This is a genomic window from Streptomyces sp. NBC_01233, assembly GCF_035989305.1.
Taxonomy (GTDB): domain Bacteria; phylum Actinomycetota; class Actinomycetes; order Streptomycetales; family Streptomycetaceae; genus Streptomyces.
The window spans coordinates 8980753-9006360 of sequence record NZ_CP108514.1 but is presented as its reverse complement, the minus strand read 5'-3'; the positions used below and the strand labels follow the sequence as shown (position 1 = coordinate 9006360).

General features: G+C 69.1%; 10 protein-coding genes. 5 read left to right on the top strand and 5 right to left on the bottom strand.

Features of this window, described 5'->3' with window-relative positions; translation table 11 throughout:
- Positions 1-30: 30 nt before the first annotated feature.
- The 5 genes from OG332_RS41750 to OG332_RS41730 form a co-directional block, all read right to left on the bottom strand.
- Positions 31-828 (bottom strand): phytanoyl-CoA dioxygenase family protein, encoded by a 798-nt coding sequence (locus OG332_RS41750; RefSeq protein WP_327418336.1) that lies wholly within the window; start codon positions 826-828, stop codon positions 31-33.
- A 231-nt stretch (positions 829-1059) separates the two neighbouring features.
- A complete protein-coding gene (locus OG332_RS41745) occupies positions 1060-2109 on the bottom strand; it encodes an aldo/keto reductase (protein ID WP_327418335.1) in 1050 nt (349 codons plus the stop codon).
- 19 nt (positions 2110-2128) lie between these two features.
- The gene (locus OG332_RS41740; protein ID WP_327418334.1) at positions 2129-2989 is read right to left on the bottom strand and encodes a phosphotransferase family protein; all 861 of its coding nucleotides are present in this window, start codon (positions 2987-2989) and stop codon (positions 2129-2131) included.
- A gap of 4 nt (positions 2990-2993) precedes the next feature.
- Entirely contained in the window at positions 2994-3188 is a 195-nt protein-coding gene (locus OG332_RS41735; protein WP_327418333.1) for a ferredoxin, read from the bottom strand.
- Positions 3189-3213: 25 nt separating this feature from the next.
- Positions 3214-4143: a cytochrome P450 gene (locus tag OG332_RS41730; RefSeq protein WP_327418332.1), complete on the bottom strand. Its 930-nt coding sequence runs from the start codon at positions 4141-4143 to the stop codon at positions 3214-3216.
- A 431-nt stretch (positions 4144-4574) separates the two neighbouring features.
- Here OG332_RS41730 and OG332_RS41725 point away from each other — a divergent pair, with 431 nt between their 5' ends.
- The 5 genes from OG332_RS41725 to OG332_RS41705 are packed head-to-tail and all read left to right on the top strand — an operon-like array spanning position 4575 to position 25561.
- A complete protein-coding gene (locus tag OG332_RS41725; protein WP_327418331.1) occupies positions 4575-5453 on the top strand; it encodes an HpcH/HpaI aldolase/citrate lyase family protein in 879 nt (292 codons plus the stop codon).
- Positions 5450-6268, top strand: coding sequence for a cyclase family protein (locus tag OG332_RS41720; protein WP_327418330.1), 819 nt, complete (start codon positions 5450-5452; stop codon positions 6266-6268). The genes OG332_RS41725 and OG332_RS41720 overlap by 4 nt, the downstream gene beginning before the upstream one ends.
- Before the next feature lie 6 nt (positions 6269-6274).
- Complete coding sequence (locus OG332_RS41715; RefSeq protein WP_327418329.1) at positions 6275-7453, top strand: cytochrome P450; 1179 nt, start codon at positions 6275-6277, stop codon at positions 7451-7453.
- Between the two features lies 1 nt (position 7454).
- Complete coding sequence (locus OG332_RS41710) at positions 7455-7646, top strand: ferredoxin (RefSeq protein ID WP_327418328.1); 192 nt, start codon at positions 7455-7457, stop codon at positions 7644-7646.
- A gap of 44 nt (positions 7647-7690) precedes the next feature.
- A complete protein-coding gene (locus OG332_RS41705) occupies positions 7691-25561 on the top strand; it encodes a type I polyketide synthase (RefSeq protein ID WP_442816297.1) in 17871 nt (5956 codons plus the stop codon).
- The last annotated feature ends 47 nt before the right edge of the window (positions 25562-25608 follow it).

Sequence of the window (25608 nt, the reverse complement as noted above, 5' to 3'; positions counted from 1 at the left end):
CCCGTCTCCCCCTCCGGGGTAAGCCCACTCCTAAGTGAAGCTCGAGATTCGGGGGTAGCGGTCGTCGAACAGCGGTTGGCCGGGCTCCAGATCCTTGTCCAGGTGGAGGTGGCCGGGACGCGGCTGGAAGACCGCCGTCGCACCGGTGTAGGAGGTGATGAAGGCCAGCCGCGCTTCCTCGGACGTATTGCCGCCGCTCGAGTGTCCGACGGTGCTCAGGTGAAATGTGACGTCGCCGGCGCGCACCGGAACCGTGACCCGCGGGCCCCATTCCAGCTCCGGCCATTCCGCGAACATATACGTCGTCGCGTTGCTCTTCGCAGCGACCGTATCGGCTCGATGCGGGCCGGGGCGCTTGTGCGAGTTGGGCAGGAAGACCAGGCATCCCCGCTCGACCGGTACGTCGACCAAGGCGATCCAGGCGTTCACGTTGACCGGCGAGTCAAGCGGCGTCCAGGTGAGGTCTTCGTGCCAGATGGTGGGCACCTCATCGTGCGGATGCTTGGCGTACGCCTGTCCGCTCCACACGCGCAACGGCATACCGGTCAGCTGCTCGGCCACTGCACCGACACGGGGGTGGCGGACGAGGCCGCTCAGGCTGTCATGCTGCCACCACGGGTCTGAGGTGGTCCTGAGGGCCGTGCCCCCGCCGCCCATACCAGCCCGCCTGCCGTCGCTTTCGATCGTGTCCAACGCGATCTCGCGCCACCGCGCGACTTCGTCCGCGGCTATCAGGCCGGGGATGTGTGTGAAGCCGTATTCCCGGAAGTTGGTTACGTATTCTTCCGCGACAGCATAGGGGGCATTTTTGGGTGTCGTGTCGGTCACGTCAGTTCCCATCATCTTTTGGCATGCCTGGCGACTACGTTATTTTCTAGCTGCGGCGCACGCTCGACGTAAAGTGGACTTTCGTTCATGCTGTGAGACGCATCGACAATTCACAACTGGACGGTCTCTTTTGAATAGGTGTCCCCCACCGATCAGGACATCCCTGTCCTGATGAGCGCGGTGGAAATTGCGCGAACCGATCCTGCACTGGCCTTCGCCGCCCCCGGCGGATCATTCGAGCGAGCGGCTTCGCTGCATGGCACCGAAATCGCCGTACGGGTATCCCGCGGGACGGGGATCGCTGGCTTCATTCAGGAGCGCCAGGTCGTTCTCGTCCAGCACGACGTCGCGTGCCGCGAGGTTGCTCTCGAGCTGCTGGGCGTCACGGGTGCCGAGAACAACGCCACTCACCCCCGGGCGCGCCGCCACCCAGGCCAGCGCCACCGCGGCAGGAGTCACGTTCCGGGTGCCGGCCATGTCGCGAAGGATCTTCAGTACGTTCCAGGTGCGGTCCCGCTCGATGTGGGCCCGGTAGAGGGAGTTGACGTAGTTGTTGTGCATCTTCCCGCGTTCCATGCTGTCGGTGAACCGGGCCTCTCCCTCCAGATGCCGGTGCGGGGAGTACTTGCCGGTGAGCAACCCGCCGGAGAGCGGCGACCACGCCATCAGGCCCAGCCGGTTCGCCCGGCCGGCCGGGATGATCTCCCATTCGACCTCCCGGCACAGCAGGTTGTACTGGGCCTGGTACGTGACCGGGCCCGCCAGGCCGAGTTCCTTCGCCAGGTCCACGGACTTCTGTATCTGCCACCCGGTGAAGTTGGACAGGCCGACGTACTGGATCTTGCCCTGGCGGACCGCACCGTCCAGGAAGGACAGCGTCTCCTCCAGCGGTGTCAGCGGATCCCACGTGTGCATCTGATAGAGCGTCACCGAGTCGACACCGAGCCGCGTCAGTGACTGGTCCAGTGCACGGGCGAGGTTGTGCCTGGTGTTGCCCCATTGGTTCATCGCGGCGCTCGTGGTGTAGCCGCCGCCCTTCGTCGAGAGCAGCAGACGCTCGCGTATCTCGGCGGGCTGCCTGCGCAGCCACCGGCCGACGATCTGCTCGGCTCGCCCGTCGGCATAGGCATCCGCGGTGTCCACGAGCAGCCCGCCCAGGTCCATGAAGGTGTCGAGCACCCGTCCGGCCTCGGCCTCGTCGGCGCTCTCGCCGAACGTCGCGGTGCCGAGCGCATAGACCGACGTGCCGACGCCGCTGGCGCCGAGCAATGTGTGTTTCATCTGTTCCGACCTCACTGGCTCATGCTCGGGCGTGCCGATGCGCCGCCCATGCTGCGGCGGCGTCCCGTAGGCGGTACGTCATGGTGTTGGGGTGGTTATCCGCGATGTTCTGCCAATAGCGGGCCAGCACGGAAGCGAAGACATCGAGCGCACCGCCCGGTGCGGCGGACCACGCGTGCACTTTCGCCGCCCACCTTTCCGCCTCCGGCGCCGAGTGCCCGGCGTAGACCAGCCAGACGACCCAGCAGGCCGGGTCGATCCACGCGGCCCCGCGGGTGGCCAGGGCCCAGTCGACCACGTACATCCGGTTCGCCGGGGTGACGAGCAGGTTGGTGTGGTGCCAGTCGGTGTGCAGCAGCAGGTCCCCGTGCAGCAGCGCGGCGTCCTCCTGCCGGTCGAGATAGCCGGCCCACCTGTCCTCCGCCGAGGGCAGCTCCAGGCCGGGAGCGGCGATCCGGGCGAGCTCGGCCATGGTCGCGACCACGAGTGGAAGGTCATCGGACGACTGGCCGAAGTCGGCGATCCGGCCGTTCTTGTACTCGAAGCCCAGCACGTCCCACCCGTCGGTGACGACGCGCCAGAGCAGTCGCGGACCGATCGGAGTGACGTGCGGGTTCACCACCGCCTCGCTCTGCTGCATCCGTGCGAGTCCGTCACCGGTTCGCATGCCCTTGACGAACACCCGGCCTTGCTCGGTGTCCAGCGTTGCGGCGATGTGACTGCTATATCCGGTCTCCGCCGGTGCGACGGAGTGGATCCGACCGGTCTGCTCCCCGATCGCCGTGAGCACCGTGCCAGGCACCACGCCCCAGTTCTCTCTCAGCGAGACCGCGCGGGGGGAAAGGGTGCCCGGATCAACCACGTGCTGGTCTTGCTCCATTGAACTATTCCGAGTCGAGGTCGATGGCGAGGGCCGGGCAGGTGTACGCGGCTTGTTCCACCGCGTCCTCCCCTTCGCCCGATGCCCGGTCGTCCAGGACGATCGCAATCCCGTCCTCGTCCTGGTCGAACCATTCCGGCGCGGCGAGTACGCACAGGCCCGATCCGACGCACTTGTCCCTGTCCAGGTGAATCCGCACAGTGAGACTTCTCCTTGCCGAAGCGCTACCAGGCCACCGGGAGTTCATTCACCCCGTAGATGGCCAATCCGAGTTTGTAGGACAGCCGGTCCACCGGGACCGTCAATGCGAGCGTGGGAATGCGCCGGTACAGCGTGCCGAAGACCACCTGCAGCAGTACGCGGGAAAGTTGCTGACCGAGGCACTGGTGGACACCGAACCCGAAGGCGAGGTGGTGCCTCGCATCGCGGTTCAGGTCGAGCACGTCGGGATCGCCCTCGAACGCACTCGGGTCGTGGTTGGCGGTGTCCGTCGCGACGATGATGCCTTCACCGGCGCGGATCAGCACCCCGCCGATGTCGATGTCGTCGATCGCGACCCGTCGCCTGCCCAGGTGCGCGACGCTGAGGTATCGCAGCAGTTCCTCGACCGCGTTCGCGATGAACTTGGGGTCACGTGATGCGCGGATGAGGGCCAGCTGGTCGGGGTTGGCCAGCAGCGCCATGGTGCCCAGGGTGGTCATGTGGGCGGTCGCGCCGTGGCCGGCCGCCATCAGCAGCAGCGCCGTGGCGACGATCTCCTCGTCTGGCACTTCACCGGCGCTGACCAGATGCCCGATGACGCCGTCGCCGGGGTCGGTCTTGCTCCGCTCGACGAGCGAGCGCAGCAGGGCGCGCATGTCATCAACGGCCTTGACGTTGTCCTCCGGCGTCGACGCGGGCGACGCCATGATTTTGCCCAACTTCGAGAACCTGACGCCCTCTTCATTGTGCACGCCCAGGATCTCGCAGATCGCGGTGGAGGACATCGGCACCGCGAGCTGGCTGAACAGATCTGCGCTGTTGCCGGCCGCCAGCATGTCGTCGATCAGCCCATCGACCATCTGCTGGAACTTGGGGCGGAGCAGCTCCATCTTCCGGTTCGCGAAGTCACCGGTCACCATGCGGCGCAGGGTCGCGTGCTCGGGGTCGTCCATCGTGGGCATCGACCTGTTGCGGTTGTGGAAGATCTTCGCTTGCGGTGCGGCGAAGGTGTACCCGGGCCGGGACTGGTCGGAGCTGACCCTCGGGTCGGTCAGTACCGCCCGGGCCTCGGCATATCCGGTGACCAGCCAAGCCACATTGCCGTCCCAGATCCGCACCCGGGACACGGGACTGTCCGTGGAGATCTTCTGGAGCTCAGGAGGTAGGTCAAGGGGGCACTTGGCCGCCCTCTCCATGGGATAGAAAGGCACTTCCGCCGACGTCGACATGCCCTCAGTCCTACTCACGCGGCCACCGCCCGTAAATTGAACCTTTGTACATCAGATCGCCTGACATGTACGAAGGTGCACTTTACGTAGGGAAGTGCGACTCCGTAGAAATTACCTCCGTAGTCTGTTTCTAATCAGATGATCACGGGGGTTTGATGCAACGTCCTGACTGGCGACGTCCACTCTCCCTCAGTTATCTGTACGTTCCGGGACACCAACCGGAACGGATTGAGCGGGCCTATTCGTCGGAAGCGGGTTCAATCGTTCTCGATCTCGAGGACGGTGTGCCGAGTCTGCAGAAATCATATGCCCGCGAAGTCGTGGCACAGGTCACCTCGGCGCCCACCGCGAAGCCGACCTTCGTCCGGGTGAACTCGATGGCGACCGGCCTGTGCAAAGACGACGTGCTCGCCGTGGCCGGAGTCGGCCTCGACGGTGTCCGCGTGCCCAAGGTGGAACACGTCGCAGACGTCGTCCAGATCGCCGAACTCCTGACCGGGGCCGGTCGGCCGGCTGCACTCCATCTGCTCCTCGAGTCGGCCTTCGCACTGGAGTCCGCGTTCACTCTCGCCACCGCGTCGCCGCTGGTCGAGATGCTCGGGCTCGGCGAGTCGGACCTGCGTGTGAACCTCGGTTGCGACCTTGAGGGGCAGACGATGGACGCCAGCCGTATCAGGGTCATCCACGCCTCCCGCGCGGCAGACCTCACCAGCCCGTGCCAGAGCGTGTATGCCGAGGTGCGTGATCCCGAGGGGCTGCGGCGCAGCTGCGAGCACGGCAGGAGCCTCGGCTTCTTCGGGCGCATGGCCATTCACCCGGCCCAGCTGCCGATCATCCACGAGGTCTACAAGCCGACCTCTGAGGAGATCGCCGAGGCGTACGAGATCTGCGCGGCCGCGGAACTCGCACGGGAACGCGACATGTCGGTCGTCGTGTCCTCCAACCAGCGGCTGGTTGCCCCGCCGATCGTTGCGAACGCGAGGCGCGTGCTGGAACTCTCCCGCTCGCTCGGTCTCATTGAGGACCCGTCATGAGTGCACCCATCACAAGCTCCGACGCATTGCTCGCCGCCGTCGCGCGCGGCCTGGACGTGCTCGATCTGGCGCATCCACTGGCCAATGGGATCCCCTGTTCACCCAACCACCCCGGTTTCCGGATGGCACTGGCCCGTCGGCACGGCGACATGGTGCGCGCGGACGGCGGCTCGTCGGCGAACGAGATCATCGTGACCGGAGGTCACGTCGGTACGCACATCGACGCGCTCGCGCACGTGTCCCACGACGGGAAGCTGCACGGCGGCCACGAGGCCGCGCGGGTGCAGAACGGTGGTGCGTTCTCCGTGCTGGGCGTCGACACGATAGAGCCGATGGTGTGCCGTGGCGTGTTCCTGGACATCGCGGGACTGCACGGTGTCCCGTGCCTTCCCGACGGCTATGGCATCACCGTGGCGGACCTGGAGGCCGCGGGCGTCCTTCCGGACGCCGGCGACGTCTGCCTGATCCGCACCGGCTGGAGCCGGTGGTGGTCTGAACCCGAGCGGTACCTGGGCTTCGGATCCGGAGTACCGGGGGTGACGCCCCAGGCGGCGGAGTGGCTCGCTGCCCGAGGCGTCCGTGCCGCCGGCACCGACACCACCGCGTTCGAGCAGATCCACGCCGGACGAGGGCACGCGATCATGCCCGTACACCGGATCCTCCTGGTGGACCACGGGATCCACATCATCGAGAACATGCGGTTCGACGAACTCGTGAACCATCAATGCAGTGAATTCACTTTCGTCCTTTCGCCCTTACGGATCACCGGTGCCACCGGATCCCCCGTCCGCCCCCTCGCACTCATCGGCAAGTGAGGAAACGTGTCCCAGGAAAACGACCGCTCGGCGGATTTCGACCTGTTCTCGCCCCCCGCCGCAGAGAATCCCTTCACCGTTTACGACGACATGCGCGGGCAGTGTCCGGTAGCGCACAGCGAACAGCTGGGCGGCTACTGGATCGCCACGACGTATCAGGCGGTCAACGACATCGCCAAGAACCCGGGCCTGTTCTCCTCGGTGTCCATCAGCGTGCCGAAGGACGCGTTCGGCGCCGACCTGGCGGAGCGTCCGCCGATCACCCTCGACCCACCGCGTCACGGGCCCTTCCGGTCCACCCTTCTGCCGGCTTTCAGCCCGCGACAGATCAGGGCGCTGGAGCCGTTCGTCCGAGAGCACGCCCGCGAGCTGCTGGCGGAGATCGCACCGCTCGAGCGGTGCGACGCGGCCTCCGCCTATGCAAAGAAGATCCCCTCCCGGTTGATGGCCCGGATGATGGGCTGCACCGACGACCGGCAGGAGCAGTTCGGGGAGCGGATGCGCGCGATCCTCGACTCCAATGAGATGGACGAGATCAAGGACGCGATGGCGGAGACCCAGGTCTTCCTCAACGAGCTCATAGCCGAACGCCTTGAGGACCCGCGCGACGACGTGGTCAGCTGCATCCTGTCCTCCGAGATCGACGGCCGCAAACTCACCGAGGGCGAGTTGATCGGCGCTCTGGTCCTGATCATTACCGCGGGCATCGACACCACGTGGAGCGCCATCGGCAGCAGCCTGTGGCACCTGGCCCGCCATCCGGAGGACCGGGCCCGGCTGGTGGCCGAGCCGGAGCTCATCCCCGCCGCCGTCGAGGAGTTCCTGCGGGCCTTCTCACCGGTACAGATCGCCCGGGTCGTCACGGAGGACACCGAGTTCCATGGCGTCAAGCTGTCGGAGGGCGAGTCGATCCTGATGGGTCTGCCCTCGGCGAACCGGGATGCCACCGAGTTCCCGGGCGCGGACCGCATCGTCCTGGACCGGGAGGTGAACCGGCACCTGGCGTTCGGTGTCGGCATCCACCGCTGCATCGGCTCGTCGATCGCCCGGTTGGAGATGCGGGTGGCGCTTGAGGAATGGCTCCGCGTCATCCCCGAGTTCTCCCTCGCCCCCGGCGACGCCGTGACCTGGTCCACCGGCCACGTGTGGGGGCCCCGCAAGCTCGATCTCCTGCTGGGAGGGTGACGTGTACATCCAGCTGAACACCGACCGGTGCCAGGGCCACCTGCGGTGCATGGACCTGGCCCCGGACATCTTCGACTGCGACGACCTCGGCTACGGCGTCGTCACGCTCGACGGGCCTGTGCCCGCCGAGCTGGAGCAGACCGTACGGCGCTGTGCCGCGAACTGCCCGGAGAGCGCCATCAGCTTCCGGTGACGACGCGCACGGCCATCAATCTCGCAAGCGGAAGAGGGAACAGAGTGTCATTGGGGAGTGAGGAATCCGCCGCTCGGTCGCAGGGAGCCTCGGTACGGTCGTGCGAGGGCGACATCGCGGTCGTCGGACTGTCTTGCCGGCTCCCCGGTGCCGACGGCCCAGCGGCACTGTGGTCGTTGCTGACCTCGGGTGAAGCGGTCGACTCCCCGGTTCCCGAGGGGCGCTGGGATTCGACCCTGCTGTCGGGACTCACCGAGACGGAGGCCAGGACCGTCCGACGGGGTGCCTTCCTCGGTGACGTCGCCGGATTCGACGCCGGCTTCTTCGGCATCTCCCCGCGCGAGGCCGCCATGATGGACCCTCAGCAGCGGCTTCTGCTCGAGCTCAGCTGGGATGCTCTGGAGGACGCGGGGATCCCGCGCACCTCGTTCGGTGGGGCCGGCGTCTTCGTCGGCGTCAGTAGCGACGACTACGCGTCGCTGGTCCGCGCGCAGACACCGGACGCGATCACCCCGCACACCTTCACCGGCTCGCTGCGCGGCATCATCGCCAACCGCGTGTCGTACTTCCTCAAGGCAAAGGGTCCCAGCCTCGTGGTGGACACGGGGCAGTCCTCATCCCTCCTCGCGGTCCACCTGGCCGCGGAGAGCCTGCGCCGCGGTGACTGCGACATCGCAATCGCCGGCGGCGTCACCCTGCGACTGACGCCGCACCATTCGATCGCCGCGCTCCGCTTCGGCGCGTTGTCGCCCGACGGACGCTGCCATGTCTTCGACGAGCGTGCGAACGGCTTCGCGCAGGGCGAGGGCGGCGGCGCGGTCATCTTGAAGCCGCTGGCGGCGGCGGTCGCGGACGGCGACGACATCTACTGCGTCATCCGCGGCAGTGCGGTCAACAACGACGGCGGTGGCGACCAGCTCTCCACGCCCACGGTGCAGGCCCAGGCCGAGGCGATCCGGGCCGCGCACCGCCAGGGAGGCACCGACCCCGGCGCCGTCTCCTATGTTGAGCTGCACGGCACCGGGACGAAGGCCGGCGACCCGGTCGAGGCCGCCGCGCTCGGCGAGGTCATCGGAGCCGCCCGGGAGCCGGGCGACTTTTTGCGCGTCGGCTCGATCAAGTCGAACATCGGGCACTTGGAAGCGGCGGCCGGCATCGCCGGTCTGATCAAGACCGCCCTGTGCATCCACAAGGGCACGTTCGTTCCCACCGCCGGATTCGACACGCCCAGCGAGAACATCCCGTTCCAGGAACTGAACCTCCGGGTCCAGGCGTCCGTCGAGCCGGTGCCGGACACCTCGGCGCTCTTCGGCGTGAGTTCGTTCGGCGTCGGCGGAACGAACTGCCACGTAACCCTGTCGGCCTGGTCGTCGAGCCCGGGGCAGCCCGAGCCGGCCCGCTCCGCCGGGCCGGTACCGCTGGTGCTGTCGGCAGCGAGCGCGGCAGCCCTGCGGGATCAGGCCGCCCGGCTCGCGGCAGCGCCGCTCGAGCGGCCGCTGGACGTTGGTTGGTCGCTGGTCACGTCGAGGTCGGTGCACGAGCACCGTGCCGTGGTGCTGGGCGCGGACGGCGTGGACTTCGGCGGGGCCGTGGCGGGTCTGGCGGCGCTGGCGGCAGCCGAGCCGTCGGAGCTGGTGCGCACCGGGCGTGCGACGTCCACCGGCGGTCCGGTGTTCGTATTCCCGGGCCAGGGTTCGCAGTGGGTCGGCATGACGGGCGCACTGCTGGACTCCTCACCAGTGTTCGTGGATGCCATCCGGCGGTGCGAGGAGGCGCTGGCGCCCTTCGTGAACTGGTCGCTGCACGACGTGCTGCGCGGCGAGGGCCCGGATGCGGGGCTGGAGCGCGTCGACGTCGTCCAGCCCGCACTGTGGGCCGTCATGGTCTCGTTGTCCGAGGTGTGGCGCAGCATGGGCGTACGGCCCGCCGCCGTCATCGGGCACTCCCAGGGGGAGATCGCCGCCGCCTGTGTGGCAGGGATGCTGTCGTTGAGCGACGGCGCGCGGATCGTCGCCCTGCGCAGCCGGATCATCGTCCGCCACCTCGCGGGCAAGGGCGGGATGGCTTCGGTCAGCCTGCCCGCCGACACCGTGCGCGAGATCCTCACCGATCACCCGGAAATCAGCCTCGCCGCGTACAACGGGCCGCGTTCCACGGTGGTCAGCGGTCCGTCGGGCCCGCTCGACCGGCTGCTCGCCGTTCTGGAGAGCCAGGACGTCCGGGTGCGCGTGCGCCGCGTTCCGGTGGACTATGCCTCCCACTCGGCACACGTCGAGGCACTGGAGTCCGAGCTGGCAGAGGCGCTCGCGCCGATCACCCCGCGCCCTGGCGACATCCCATTCCACTCGACCGTCACGGGCACCGAGCTGGAGGGCACCGCACTCACACCGGGGTACTGGTACCGCAACTTGCGGCAGACGGTGCTGTTCCAGCCCACCATCGAGGCGCTGCTGCGGCAACACGATGCTTTCATCGAGCCCAGCCCGCATCCCGTGCTGACGGTCAGGATCCAGGAGATCGCCGAGGCGGCGGGCGCCCCGGCCGCGGTCATCGGCACACTGCGCAGGGAGGAGGGTACGCACACCCGCATGCTCGCCTCGGCCGGCGAGGCGTGGACGCAGGGTGTCCCCGTCGACTGGACCACGCTCTACGCCGGCACCGGTGCCCGGCGCATCCGGCTGCCCGGGTACCCCTTCCAGCGCAGGAGTCACTGGTTCGACTCCCTCTCCGACGCCGTCGAGGAGGACACCACCGCGCTCGCCCTGAAGCTGCGCGAGACGGATGCCGAGGAACTGCCGGACGTACTGCTCGACATGGTGCGCCAGTACACCGCCGTGGCACTGGGCCACGGGGATCCGGCAGAGGTCCGCGACACCGTCCCGTTCCGGGAACAGGGCATGACCTCGGTCGTCGGGGCAGCCCTGTGCGTGGAGCTCACCGCGGCGACGGGCGTGCCGCTGCCGCCCACCGCCGTCTTCGACCACCCGACGCCGCGGGCGCTGGCCGTGCACCTGGAGCTCCAGGTGCACGGCAGGCCGGTGCCGGTGACGCCCCGGCCGGTCCGCCGGTCCGTGACGAACTCCGTGTCCGCGGCGGACGACCCGGTGGCCGTCGTCGGCATGGCGTGTCGTTACCCGGGGGAAATCAAGTCGGCCGACGGGCTGTGGCGGCTGGTCGCCGCCGAGCACGACGCGATCGGCGACTTCCCGACCGACCGCGGCTGGCACCTCGACGCTGACTCCACCGCCACGTTCCGCGGGGGCTTCCTCTACGACGCCGCTGAGTTCGACGCCGACTTCTTCGGTGTCTCGCCCCGCGAAGCACTGGCGATGGACCCTCAGCAGAGGCTCCTCCTGGAGACCTCCTGGGAGGCGGTCGAAAACGCCGGGATCGACCCCAAGACCCTGCGCGCAAGCAACACGGGGGTGTTCGTCGGCGTCATGGCCCAGGAGTACGGCGCACGACTGTACGAATCCTCGGACGGCACCGACGGTTACCGCCTCACGGGCAACACCTCCAGCGTGGCGTCCGGTCGGGTGGCCTACGCGTTCGGACTGGAGGGGCAGGCCGTCACGGTGGACACCGCGTGCTCCTCGTCGCTCGTGGCGCTGCATCTCGCCGTCCGCGCACTGCTGGACGGGGAGTGCACGATGGCCCTCGCCGGTGGTGCGACGGTGATGTCGTCACCGGGGCTGTTCGTCGAGTTCAGCAAGCAGGGCGGGCTGTCGGTGGACGGCCGGTGCAAGGCCTTCTCCGGTTCCGCCGACGGCACCGGCTGGGGCGAGGGTGTCGGCGTCGTCATGCTCGAGCGCCTCTCCGAGGCCCGCCTCAAGGGCCACCCCGTGCTCGCCGTGATCCGTGGCTCGGCCATCAACCAGGACGGCGCTTCCAACGGTCTCACCGCTCCGAGCGGCAGCGCGCAGCAGCGCGTCCTCCAGCAGGCCCTGAGCAACGCCGGGCTGAAGCCGTCCGACGTCGATGCGGTGGAGGCGCACGGCACCGGCACCCGGCTCGGGGACCCCATCGAGGCGCAGGCGCTGCTGGCCACCTACGGCCAGGACCGCGAGACGCCGCTGTGGCTGGGATCCCTGAAGTCCAACATCGGCCACACCCAGGCGGCGGCGGGGATCGGCGGCGTGATCAAGATGATCATGGCGATGCGGCACGGTGTGCTGCCCCGTACTCTGCACGTCGACGAGCCCACTCCCCACGTCGACTGGGCCAGCGGAGCGGTCGAGCTCCTCACCGAGACCATCCCGTGGCCGGACAGCGGCCGGCCGCGCCGGGCCGGTGTCTCCTCCTTCGGCATCAGTGGCACCAACGCCCACGTCGTACTGGAGCAGGCCCCCGAGGAGACCGTCGACGAGGCGGCGCTGCGCACCGACCAAGGCGGCGACGACGCGGCGCCGTGGCTCCTGTCCGCACACAGCGAAACCGCACTCCGCGAACAGGCTCGGCGTCTGCACGAGCACCTCACCGCGCGGCCCGAGGCGCAAAGCGCGGACGTCTCGTTCTCCCTCGCGACCACCCGTCACGGCTTCGACGTTCGCGCGGCCGTCACAGGCGACCGCGCGAGCCGCATGGACTTGCTTGCAGCGCTGGGAGCCGGCCGGCCGGGTGCCGGGCTGCTGCAGGGCAGTGCGGCACCGGCGGGCAAGGCCGTCTTCGTCTTCCCGGGGCAGGGCTCCCAGTGGGAGGGCATGGCAGCCGAACTTCTCGACACCTCGACCGTATTCGCCGAATCGATCGGCCGCTGTGCCGACGCCCTCGCTCCGTTCGTCGACTGGTCTCTGATCGAGGTGCTGCGCGGTGCGCCCGGCGCGCCGGAGCTCGACCGCGTCGACGTCGTGCAGCCCGCTCTCTGGGCCGTCATGATCGCCCTCGCCGACACCTGGACCGCCCTCGGGGTCCGTCCGTCCGCCGTGATAGGGCACTCCCAGGGCGAACTCGCCGCCGCGTGCGTGGCAGGCGTTCTCAGCCTCGACGACGGCGCCCGGGTCGTCGCCCTGCGCAGCCAGATCATCGCCCGCCACCTCGCAGGCAAGGGCGGCATGGCATCCGTCGCTCTTCCCGCCGGCACTCTGTACGAGCTGCTCGCCGAACACCCCGAGATCAGCGTCGCGGCGCTGAACGGCCCTCGGACCACCGTGGTCAGCGGACCGGCCGACGCGCTGGACCGCTTCCTGCCCACGTTGGACGCGCGCGTCCGCCGCATCCCGGTCGACTACGCCTCGCACTCCGCGCACGTGGACGCCATCCAGGAGGAGCTCCTGGCGGCACTCGCGCCGATCAGCCCGCGCCCGGGCCGCATCGCGTTCCACTCCACTGTCACCGGTACCCGCCTCGACGGCCCCGAGCTGACGGCGGAGTACTGGCACCGCAACCTGCGCCAGCCGGTCCTGTTCCACCCAACGCTCCAAGCGCTGCTGGAACACCACAGCACGTTCGTCGAACCCAGTGCGCACCCCGTGCTTACCGCCGCCGTTCAGGAGACCGCCGAGGACCTCGAAGCCACGGTCGCCAGTTTCGGGACGCTGCGGCGCGGCGAGGGTTCGCTCACTCGGCTGTTCTTCTCCGCCGCCGAGGCCTGGACCCGTGGTGTGGCCGTCGACTGGAGCACGGCCTTCCCGGGGGGGCGTCGCCTCACACTGCCCACCTATCCGTTCGACCGCGTCCGGTTCTGGCACGAACCGGCGCAGCCCCCGGCTGCACCGGCGGAGGACGACGGCTTCTGGGACGCCGTGGACGCCGCGGACGAGACCGCGCTGGCATCCGTGCTCGGCATCGACGGGGAACGGCCGGAGTGGCTCGCCCAGGCCCTGCCGGCGATGGCCCAGTGGCGCGACCTCCGCCGGGAGACCACCCGGCTCGACGGGCTGCGCTACTCGGTGGAGTGGAAGCCACTGCCAACCCTGAAATCCGGGGTACCCGGTGGAAGGTGGCTGGTCGTCCTGCCCGAGGCCGATGATCTGCCGTGGGGCCAAGCACTGGTGAAGGCACTGGCCGCGGCGGGCGTCGACATCGTCGAGTACCGTCTCGACGGCTTCGACCGGATGACTGTGTGCAGCCACCTTCCGGACGTCGACGGTGTGCTGTCCCTATTGGCGTTCGACGCGGCACCGCACCCGGAACACCCCGCCGTGCCGCGCGGCACCGCCGGAACGCTGACGCTGATCCAGGCCCTCACCGATGCCGGTTTGAACACACCGCTGTGGACGGTGACGTCCGGCGCGATCGGCGTGGGCGGGACGGACGCCGCCCGCGAACCCGCCCAGCATCAGGTGTGGGGGCTCGGCAGGGTCGTGTCACTGGAGCAGCCGGAGCGGTGGGGAGGCCTGCTTGACGTCCCGGCCGAACCGGACGCCCAGTCCGTCGCCCGAGTCCTCGCCGTCCTGGCCCAGCGGCAGGAAGACCAGCTTGCGATCCGCGAGTCCGGCACCTACGCACGCCGGATCGTCCATTCCTCCCCCACGGTGCCCGGGAACCCGCGGTCGCGCGGCACCGTCCTGGTCACCGGCGGAACCGGCGCACTGGGTGCCCAGGTAGCCCGGTCCTTGGCCCACGACGGAGCGCGCCACCTCGTACTTGCCGGCCAGCGCGGCCCGGACGCCCCCGGTGCCGACGCCCTCGCGGCCGAAATCCGCGCGCTCGGCGCGGAGGTCAGCATCGTCGCCTGCGACGTCGGTGACCGCGACTCGGTCGCCGCGCTGCTCGACGAGTTCCCGGTGACCTCGGTGATCCACGCGGCGGGCACACTCGACGACGCCGTCGTCGACTCCCTCACCCTGCCCCAGCTCGACCGGGTCCTGCGGGTCAAGGCCGAGGGTGCACGGCACCTGCACGAGCTCACCCTCGAACGGGAGCTCGACGACTTCATCCTCTTCTCATCCCTCTCCGGTGTCCTGGGCATCCCCGGCCAGGGCAACTACGCGCCCGGCAACGCTTACCTCGATGCTCTGGCCGACCACCGGCGGGCTCTCGGCCTGCCCGCGACCTCCTACGCCTGGGGCCCGTGGGCCGGCGACGGCATGGCGGCGATCGGCGCGGTCGAGGAGCGGCTCGGCCGCCACGGAGTACCCACCCTGGACCCGGACCAAGCGCTCGCCGTCCTCTTCCGGCCCGGAACCGAACCACGCGCGACGGTCATGGTCTCCCCCTTCCAGTGGGACCGCTTCCGGCTCGCCTACACCGAGGCCCGCAGGCGTCCGCTCATCGAGGACCTGCCCGAGGTCCTCGCCCTGGCGGCCCCGGAAAGCGGCGACTCCACCGAGATACCGCTGGCCGCCAGGCTCCGTTCGGTCCCCGCCCCCCAGCGGTCGGCGACCGTTCTCGACCTGGTCCTTGCCCAGGTGGCGGCCGTCCTCGGGCACCCCGACGCCGCGCGCATCGACGCCGGAAGGCCGTTCCGCGACATCGGTTTCGACTCGCTCACCGGCGTCGAACTGCGCAACCGCCTCCAGGCCGAGACCGGTATACGGCTTCCGTCCAGCCTGGTCTTCGACTACCCGGCCCCGGCCGCGGTCGCGCGCTTCCTGACTTCTGAACTGCTCGGCGACCAGGAAGCGGACTCCCAGGCTGCCGCAGTGGCCGTCGCCGATCACGACGACCTCGTCGTTGTCGTCGGAATGGCCTGCCGCTACCCCGGCCAGGTGTTCTCGCCCGACGGGTTGTGGAAGTTCGTCGCCAACGGCGGTGACGCAGTGGGCGACTTCCCGACCGACCGCGGCTGGGACCTCGATCGACTGTCGACGGCGACCCGCCGGGGCGCCTTTCTCCACGATATGGCGGACTTCGACGCCGAGTTCTTCGGCATCTCGCCGCGCGAGGCGCTGGCGATGGACCCCCAGCAGCGGCTGTTGCTGGAAACCTCCTGGGAAACCTTCGAACACGCCGGGATCAACCCGCAGGACCTGGGCGGCAGCAAGACCGGGGTGTTCGTCGGACTGTCCTACCAGGACTACCAGGGCCGGGTCGCCCAGCCGCCGCAGGAACTCGAGGGTTACCTCCTCACCGGCGCAACCGCCAGTGTCGCCTCCGGCCGGATCGCCTACACCTTCGGTCTGGAGGGGCCGGCGATCACCATTGACACCGCTTGCTCCTCCTCCCTCGTCGCGACGCACCTCGCCGCCGAGGCGCTGCGGCGCGGCGAGTGCACCATGGCCCTGGCAGGTGGTGTGGCGCTCATGGCGACACCGCACATGTTCTCCGAGTTCAGCCGGCAGCAGGGACTGTCCACGGACGGCCGGTGCAAGGCATTCGCCCATGAGGCTGACGGTTTCGGCGCCGGCGAGGGCGTGGGCCTGATCCTCCTCGAGCGGCTGTCCGACGCCCGCCGAAACGGCCACCCCGTCCTCGCCGTAATGCGGGGATCCGCCGTGAACCAGGACGGCGCCTCCAACGGACTCACCGCACCCAACGGCCCCTCCCAGCAACGCGTCATCCAGCAGGCACTCGCCAACGCCGGCCTCACCCCGGCGGACATCGACGCCGTCGAAGCCCACGGAACCGGCACCCGCCTCGGCGACCCCATCGAAGCCCAAGCACTCCTCGCCACCTACGGCCAAAACCGCGAAACACCCCTCTGGCTCGGATCGGTGAAATCGAACATCGGCCACACCCAAGCCGCCGCCGGCGCCGCCGGCATCATCAAAATGGTCCAGGCCATGCACCACGGCGTCCTCCCCCGCACCCTCCACGTCGACCAGCCCACCACCGAAGTCGACTGGACCACCGGCGCCGTCGAACTCCTCACCGAAAACCAGCCCTGGCCCGACACCAACCACCCCCGCCGGGCAGGCATCTCCTCCTTCGGCGTCAGCGGCACCAACGCCCACATCATCATCGAACAACCCCCCACCGACGACACCGAAGAAGCTGACACCAGCACCCCCACCACACCGACCACCCTGCCCGTGGTGCCCTGGGTGCTGTCCGCGAAGACGCCCCAAGCACTCACCGAACAAGCCCAACGCCTCACCAACCACCTCACCGACGACAGCAACCCCCTCGACATCGCCTACGCCCTGGCCACCACCCGCGCCACCTTCGAACACCGCGCCGTCATCATCGGCAGCACCCTCGACACCCTGCGCACCGGACTCACCACCCCCACCATCCAGGACACCGCAGAACCCACCGGCAAAACCGTCTTCGTCTTCCCCGGCCAAGGCTCCCAATGGGAAGGCATGGCCACCGAACTCCTCAACACCTCAACCGTCTTCGCCGAATCAATCGCCCGCAGCGCCGACGCCCTCGCCCCCTACATCGACTGGTCCCTCACCGACGTACTACGCGGCGAACCCAACGCTCCAAGCCTCGACCGCGTCGACATCGTCCAACCCGCCCTCTGGGCCGTCATGATCGCCCTCGCCGACACCTGGCACGCCATGGGCATCCACCCCGACGCCGTCATCGGCCACTCCCAAGGAGAAATCGCCGCCGCCTGCGTCGCCGGCATCCTCACCCCCACCGACGGCGCCCGCATCGTCGCCCTCCGCAGCCAAATCATCGCCCAACACCTCGCCGGCAAGGGCGCCATGGCCTCCATCTCCCTCCCCGCCGACACCCTCCACACCCACCTCACCCACCACCCCACCCTCGACATCGCAGCCCTCAACGGCCCCAACACCACCGTCATCGCCGGCCCACCACACGACCTCGAAAACCTCCTCACCACCCTCGAAAACAACGGCACCCACCTCCGCCGCATCCCCGTCGACTACGCCTCCCACACCACCGCCGTCGAAACCATCAAAACCCAACTCCACCAAGCCCTCACCCCCATCACCCCCCACCAAGGCCACACCACCTTCTACTCCACCGTCACCGCCACCCCCCTCAACGGCACCGACCTCACCCCCGACTACTGGTACCAAAACCTCCGCAACACCGTCCGCTTCCACCCCACCATCCAAACCCTCCTCACCCACGGCCACACCACCTACATCGAACCCAGCCCCCACCCCGTCCTCACCGCCCCCATCCAAGAAACCTCCGACACCGCCCACGTCCAAGGCACCCTCCGCCGCCACGACGGCACCCACACCCGACTCCTCACCTCCGCCGCCCAAGCCTGGACCCACGGCCTCCCCATCACCTGGACCACCCACCTCCCCCACCACACCACCCACACCACCCACACCCCCCTCCCCACCTACCCCTTCCAACACCACCACTACTGGCTCGACGGACAGCGAGACGGGGCATCCGACCCGGTGGCGGCAGGACAGGCGGCGCTGGACCATCCGCTGCTGACCGCGCGGGTCGACGACGCCAGCCGACCGGGCGTGCTCCTGACCGGCAGGGTCTCGCTGCACACCCACCCCTGGCTGGCCGAGCACGCCGTGGCCGGAGTCCTGCTGATGCCCGGCACGGCGTTCCTCGAGATGGCGGTGCGGGCCGGTGACGAGGTCGGCTGCGCCGTCGTCGACGAGCTCACGTTCACGGCACCGCTGGCCCTGCCCGACGAGGGAGGGGTCCAGCTTCAGGTACACCTCGAGACGGCCGAGTCCGGCTACGCGGTGAACATCTACGCGCGCCCCGAGGACGTACTCGACAGCGACTCGTGGACCCTCCACGCCACCGGCACGCTGCTGGCCGACCCGGCACCGCGACCGGTCGAGCCCGAGGTGTGGCCTCCCGCGGGTGCCACGTCGATCCCGCTGGACACCGTCTACGAGCGGTTCGCCGAGCGCGGCTACTCCTACGGCCCCGCCTTCCAGGGCCTGCGCGCCGCCTGGGAATCGGCGGAGCACATCGTCGCGGAGGTGACGCTGCCGGAGGGGGCGGACGTCGACCGCTTCCGGCTCCACCCCGCGCTGCTCGATGCAGCGGCGCAGACCGTGCTGCTGACGGCCAGTGATGCCCCGCCGGTTCTGCCGTTCGCATGGCGGAACTTCATCGTCCACACCACCGGCGCCCGCACGGTCCGGGTCCGCCTCACCCGCACCAGCCCCGACCAAGCACGGCTGTTGATCACCGACGCCGAGGGACGACCGGTCGCCGAGGCCGAGCATCTGGTGCTGCGACCGCTGGACCTGACCCGACTCGCGCGGCTCGGACGGCGTGACGCGCTGCTGCACGTCCGGTGGAACCCGGTCAGCCCCGCGGTGGAGGGGCCGGCGGAGGAGGTTCCGTACGCCGAGATCCGGCAAGCGGCGGACCTGAGCCAGCTGCCCGACCCCCTTCCGGCACTCGTATGCGCGCGGCTCGGCACTGGTCATGGCACTCCCTCTTCGGCCAACGCCCGAGCCGAAGCCCGGCTCGCGCTGGAACTGGTGCAGGGATGGCTCGCCGAGCCGCGGTTCGATGATGCGCAACTCGTCTTCGTCACGCGCGGCGCCATGCAGACGACCCCGGATGAGGAGGTCCGGGCCCACCACGCGACCGTCTGGGGACTGGTCCGCTCCGCTCAGAGCGAGCACCCCGGCCGCTTCGTCCTCGCGGATGTCGACGACACGGCGGACTCCGCGCAGATGCTGCCGACCGCCGTGGCGAGCGGTGAACCGCAGATCGCGTTGAGGAGGGGCCGGGTGTTGGTTCCCCGGCTGGCGCGCACGGAGGCTGCCGACACGGGTGACGCGGTGTTCCGCCCGGACGGCACTGTTCTCGTCACCGGCGGCACCGGCACGCTGGGCCGCCGGATCGCCCGGCATCTCGTACGCCGCCACAGCGTTCGGCACCTGCTGCTGATCAGCAGGCAGGGTCCGGAGGCGGAAGGCAGCGATGAGCTTCTCGCAGAGCTGCGGGCGTACGGCGCCCAGCTGCAGATCGTCGCCTGCGACGCGGCCGACCGGGAGCAGCTGAAGAGCGTGCTCGACCGCGTACCGGCCGTGCACGCCCTGAGCGCAGTGATCCACACTGCGGCGGCACTCTCCGACGGGACGGTCGAGGCACTCACGCCCGAGCGGATCGATGAGGTCATGCGGCCGAAGGCCGACGCGGCTCTGAACCTGCACGAGTTGACTCAGAGCCAGGACCTGGACGCTTTCGTCCTCTTCTCCTCCGCCGCCGGGGTGCTCGGATCCGCGGGGCAGGCCTCCTACGCCGCTGCCAATGCCTTCCTCGACGCGCTCGCCGGATACCGTCGGAGCCTTGGGATGCCGGCCGTTTCCCTCGCCTGGGGCCTGTGGGAAGAGCGCAGCTCACTCACCGGCGGGCTCACCGGCACCGACCTGCACCGCCTCGCGGGCATGGGAATCGGTGCGCTGCCGACCGAGCAGGCCCTCGCCCTGTTCGACTCCGCCTGCACCGGACAGCAGGGTGCCGCGCTGATGCCGCTGCGGCTGGACACGGCGTCGCTCAACGCCGCGGCACGCTCCGTTCCCTCCTTGCTGCGCGACCTCGTCAGGACACCGGTGCGGCGCGCCACCGCCGCGCAAGCGGACACCCGTCCGTTCGCCGACGTACCCGCCGACCGCCGGGCCGATGTGCTGACCGAACTCGTCAGGTCGCGAGCGGCCACGGTACTCGGCTTCGCCACGTCGGAAGCTGTACCCCTCTCCAAGGCGTTCCGGGATCTCGGCTTCGATTCGCTCGCTGCGGTCGAACTGCGCAACCAACTGAAGAACGCCACCGGCCTGCGCCTGCCCGCCACGATCGTGTTCGACCACCCCACGCCGCTCGCGCTCGCCCGCCGCCTCGAAGAGGAGATATACGGGCGCTCGGAGACCGGCCCCGCCTTCGATGTGATCGCCGCAGAGGACGACGACCCGATCGTCATCGTGGGCACGGCCTGCCGGTACCCCGGTGGCGCCGACTCACCCGAAGCGTTCTGGCAGCTCGTCGTCAATGGTGATGACGCGGTGGCTCACATGCCGACCGACCGCGGCTGGGACCTGGACGAGCTGTACGACCCGCAATCCCGGCGTCCGGGAACGTTCAGCACGGCCCAAGGCGCGTTCCTCTACGACGCCGCGGAGTTCGACGCCGACTTCTTCGGCATCTCGCCCCGCGAGGCGCTCGCCATGGACCCCCAGCAGCGGCTGCTGCTGGAGACCGCTTGGGAAACCTTCGAACGCTCTGGAATCGACCCGGCAACCTTGCGCGGGAGCCGAACCGGTGTCTTCGCGGGTGTGATGTACCACGACTACGGCGCCCGCCTCACCAACGTCCCGGCCGACCTCGAGGGCTACATCATCAACGGCAGCGCGGGCAGCGTGGCTTCCGGTCGAGTGGCGTACGCCCTTGGGCTGGAGGGCCCGGCGGTCACCGTTGACACCGCCTGCTCCTCGTCGCTGGTAGCGACGCACCTGGCAGCGCAGGCCCTGCGCAACGGCGAATGCACCATGGCCCTCGCCGGCGGCGTCACCGTCATGTCCACCCCGACTCCCTTCGTGGAGTTCAGCCGCCAACGCGGACTTTCGGCGGACGGACGGTGCAAGGCCTTCTCCGACTCCGCCGACGGCACCGGCTGGGGCGAAGGCATAGGACTCCTCCTCCTCGAGCGGCTGTCCGACGCCCGCCGAAACGGCCACCCCGTCCTCGCCGTAATGCGGGGTTCCGCCGTGAACCAGGACGGCGCCTCCAACGGACTCACCGCACCCAACGGCCCCTCCCAGCAACGCGTCATCCAGCAGGCACTCGCCAACGCCGGCCTCACCCCGGCGGACATCGACGCCGTCGAAGCCCACGGAACCGGCACCCGCCTCGGCGACCCCATCGAAGCCCAAGCACTCCTCGCCACCTACGGCCAAAACCGCGAAACACCCCTCTGGCTCGGATCGGTGAAATCGAACATCGGCCACACCCAAGCCGCCGCCGGCGCCGCCGGCATCATCAAAATGGTCCAGGCCATGCACCACGGCGTCCTCCCCCGCACCCTCCACGTCGACCAGCCCACCACCGAAGTCGACTGGACCACCGGCGCCGTCGAACTCCTCACCGAAAACCAGCCCTGGCCCGACACCAACCACCCCCGCCGGGCAGGCATCTCCTCCTTCGGCGTCAGCGGCACCAACGCCCACATCATCATCGAACAACCCCCCACCGACGACAGCAACAACACCGAGGCCGACACGAACAAGCCGACCGAACCCGCCGTCGAACCCGCCGTCGAACCTGCTGCCGTGCCGGTCATGCCTGCTGCCGTCCCTTGGGTGCTGTCCGCGAAGACCCCTCAAGCACTCACCGAACAAGCCCAACGCCTCACCAACCACCTCACCGACGACAGCAACCCCCTCGACATCGCCTACGCCCTGGCCACCACCCGCACCACCTTCGAACACCGCGCCGTCATCACCGGCAGCACCCTCAACACCCTGCGCACCGGACTCACCGCACTCGCCAACAACGAGCCCGCCCCCACCGTCATCACCGGCCGCGCCACCGACAACAACCGCCTCGCCATGATCTTCTCCGGCCAAGGCACCCAACGCCACGCCATGGGCCAACAGCTCTACAACACCTACCCCGCCTACGCCGACGCCTTCGACACCGCCTGCGCCGCCATCGACCCCCACCTCCCCCACCCCCTCCACGACATCATCTTCGGCACCAACAACACCGACCCCGAACTCATCAACCAAACCCAATACGCCCAACCCGCCCTCTTCGCCCTCCACACCGCCCTCTACCGACTCTGGGAATCCTGGGGCATCCACCCCACCACCCTCACCGGCCACTCCATCGGCGAAATCAGCGCCGCACACATCGCCGGCATCCTCACCCTCAACGACGCCGCCACCCTCATCACCACCCGCGCACGCCTCATGCAAACCCTCCCCCCCAACGGCACCATGGCATCCATCAACCTCCCCGAAGACCAAATACAACCCCTACTCGAAAACCACACCCACAACGTCGCCATCGCCGCCATCAACAGCCCCACCAGCCTCGTCATCTCCGGCGACAAAACAGCCGTCAACACCATCACCGAACAAGCCCGCCAAACAGGCCACCACACCAAACAACTCCACGTCTCCCACGCCTTCCACTCCCCCCTCATGGAACCCATCCTCAACGAATTCCGCACCACCCTCGAACAACTCACCTACCACCCACCCACCATCCCCCTCATCTCCACCCTCACCGGCCAACCCATCACCCCCACCACCATGGCCACCCCCGACTACTGGATCCAACACGCCCGCAACACCGTCCGCTTCGCCGACGCCATCACCACCCTCACCAACCAAAACCACACCACCTACCTCGAAATCGGCCCCAACACCACACTCACCCCCCACCTCCCCACCAACACCCACCCCACCCTCCACCACAAACACCCCGAAACCCACACCATCACCACCACCCTCGCCCACCTCACCACCCAAGGCACCAACCCCAACTGGACCACCTACTACAACCACACCCACCCCCACACCACACCCCTCCCCACCTACCCCTTCCAACACCACCACTACTGGCTCAACTCCACCGAAACACCCAGCCACCCCACCACCGGACTCGACACCACACACCACCCACTCCTGCCTGCATCGTTGACCTTCGCGTCGTCCGACCGAACCGTGTTGAGCGGCTGGGTGTCGCCGCACACCCAGCCCTGGCTCGCCGACCACTCCGTGCACGGCGCGGTCCTGTTCCCCGGTGCCGGTTTCGTCGAGCTCGCGCTGCACGCCGGACAGCAGACCGGACACCCTCACATCGCCGAACTCACCCTGGAGGCACCACTGGTGCTGTCCGAGGCACAGCCGACCCAGGTGAGGGTCGAGCTTGAGCAGCCGGAGGACGGGCACCGTGCATTCAGCGTGTACGCCCGCCCGGAAGAGACGGACGAGCCGTGGGCGAGGCATGCGACCGGAGTGCTCTCGGCAGAGGCCTCGGCTTCCGAACCGATGCCGTGGCCTCCGGAAGCCGACCCGGTCGACGTGACGCACTTCTACGAGCGGATGGCAGAGGCTGGCATCGCGTACGGCCCGGCGTTCCGCGGGCTGCGCGAGGCATGGGTGCGCGGCAACGAGGTGTACGCCGTCATCGAGCTGGAGACCACGGACGGGTTCCTTCTGCATCCGGCCTTGCTGGATTCAGCACTTCACGCGACCAGGGTCGAGACCGACATGGACGCCTCAGTGCTGCCGTTCTCCTGGACCGGTATATCCCTGTTCCGGCCCGCCACCGGGGAACTCCGTGTGCGGCTCGTCCGACACGGTGCTGATGACTGGTCACTTCAGCTGGCGGACGCCTCCGGCGCGCCGGTCGCCTCGGTGACCTCACTCGTGGCGCGTCCGGTGTCCGGCGAGCATGTGCGCCGGGCTTCAGGCCCCCTGCTCCACCTCGAGTGGCAGCCGGTCACGCTGCCCGCCATCGAGGCGATGCCGGTTGACGTCGTGGTGCTGCACGTCCGTCCGAACTCGCTGGTGGAGGGCGATCCCGCCGAGGCAGCACGCAAGACCGCAGAACGCGCCCTCATCTCCGTGCGCGACGCCCTGGCCCAGCAGGCACGGGTCGTGGTCGTCACTGAAGGCGCGACGACCTCCGAGGACCCCGTACTGCGCTTGTCGGGTGCGGCGGTGTGGGGTCTGGTGCGCTCCGTACAGGCCGAACACCCGGGCCGAGTCGTGCTCGTCGACAACGGCGAGACGGGAAATCTCGCCTCCGTCATCGCTTCCGGGGAGCCGCAGGTGGCGTTCCGGGACGGCCGCGCCGTGGTTCCGCGTCTGGTGCGTGCCGTGCAGGCCGCGGAGACCGACAGTCCGTGGGGCGACGGACCGGTGCTGGTGACGGGAGCATCCGGTGCGCTCGGCCGCCTGGTCGCCCGGCACCTCGTGGAGGCGTGCGGCGTACGGGAGCTGCTGCTGGTGAGCCGTCGTGGCGAGACCGCGCCCGGTGCGGCGGAACTGGGCATCCAACTAAGGGAGCTCGGCGCGACCGTCGAGTTCGCCGCGTGTGATGTCTCCGACCGGCAGGCGCTCGCCGACGTCATCGCCTCGACGCCTCCGTCGGCCGTGGTGCACTGCGCGGGTGTCGTGGACGACGCGACGCTCGCCGGGCAGTCCTCCCGGCACCTCGAGACCGTCTTCGCGCCGAAGGCCAACGCGGCTTGGCACCTGCACGAGCTGACGAAGGACCTCGACGCCTTCGTACTGTTCTCCTCCGCTGCCGGCACGCTTGGCTCGGCCGGACAGGCCAACTACGCGGCGGCGAACGCCTTTCTGGACGCACTGGCCGAGCTGCGACGGGCCCAAGGGCAGCCTGCGGTGTCCATGGCCTGGGGCCTGTGGGACCTCGCCGACGGCATGGCCAGCGAGCTGGGTGAAGCCGACCGCCGTCGGCTCGCACGGACGGGAGTGCTGCCGATCGGGGCGGCTCAGGGGCTCGCGATGTTCGACGCGGCACTGGGTTCCAACGACGCACTGGTGGTTCCGCTGGTCATCAACAGGGCGACGCTGCAGTCGAATGACACCACCCCGTCCGTGCTGCGCGGCTTCTTGCCTGCGGTCGCACCGTCCGCGGCACCTGTCCCACTGCGGGATCGGATCGGTCGGCTGAGCAGCGACAAGCGCAGGGCTGCCCTGCTCGAGGTAGTACTCAGCGAGGTCGCGGCGATCCTCGGTCACGCTTCGGCCGCGGTACTCGACCCCGGCAGGAGCCTCACCGACTTGGGCTTCGACTCGCTCACCGCCGTCGAGTTGAGGAGCCGGCTCGGCGCGCTCACCGGTCTGGTGCTGCCGGCAACGCTCGTGTTCGACCATCCCTCGTCGGAGGCGCTCGCCGCGCACCTCGACGGGCAGCTGCCGGGCGCTCGGACTCCGCTGCTCGAGGAGATCGACCGTCTGGAAGCGGCCCTCGCTTCCCCGCCCGACAGCACGGACCACGCCTTCGTGACGCGACGGCTCACCGGTCTCCTCACCGAGTGGGGCCGACGCCAGGTTCCCGGCACGGACCGGGACGAGGACGACCCGAGTGACGCCAAAACACCAGAGGAACTCATGGCCTTCATCGACCAGAACCTCTGAAGTCCCAACCGCCCCCTCCCACAGCAAACGAACCACAGGTGGTAATG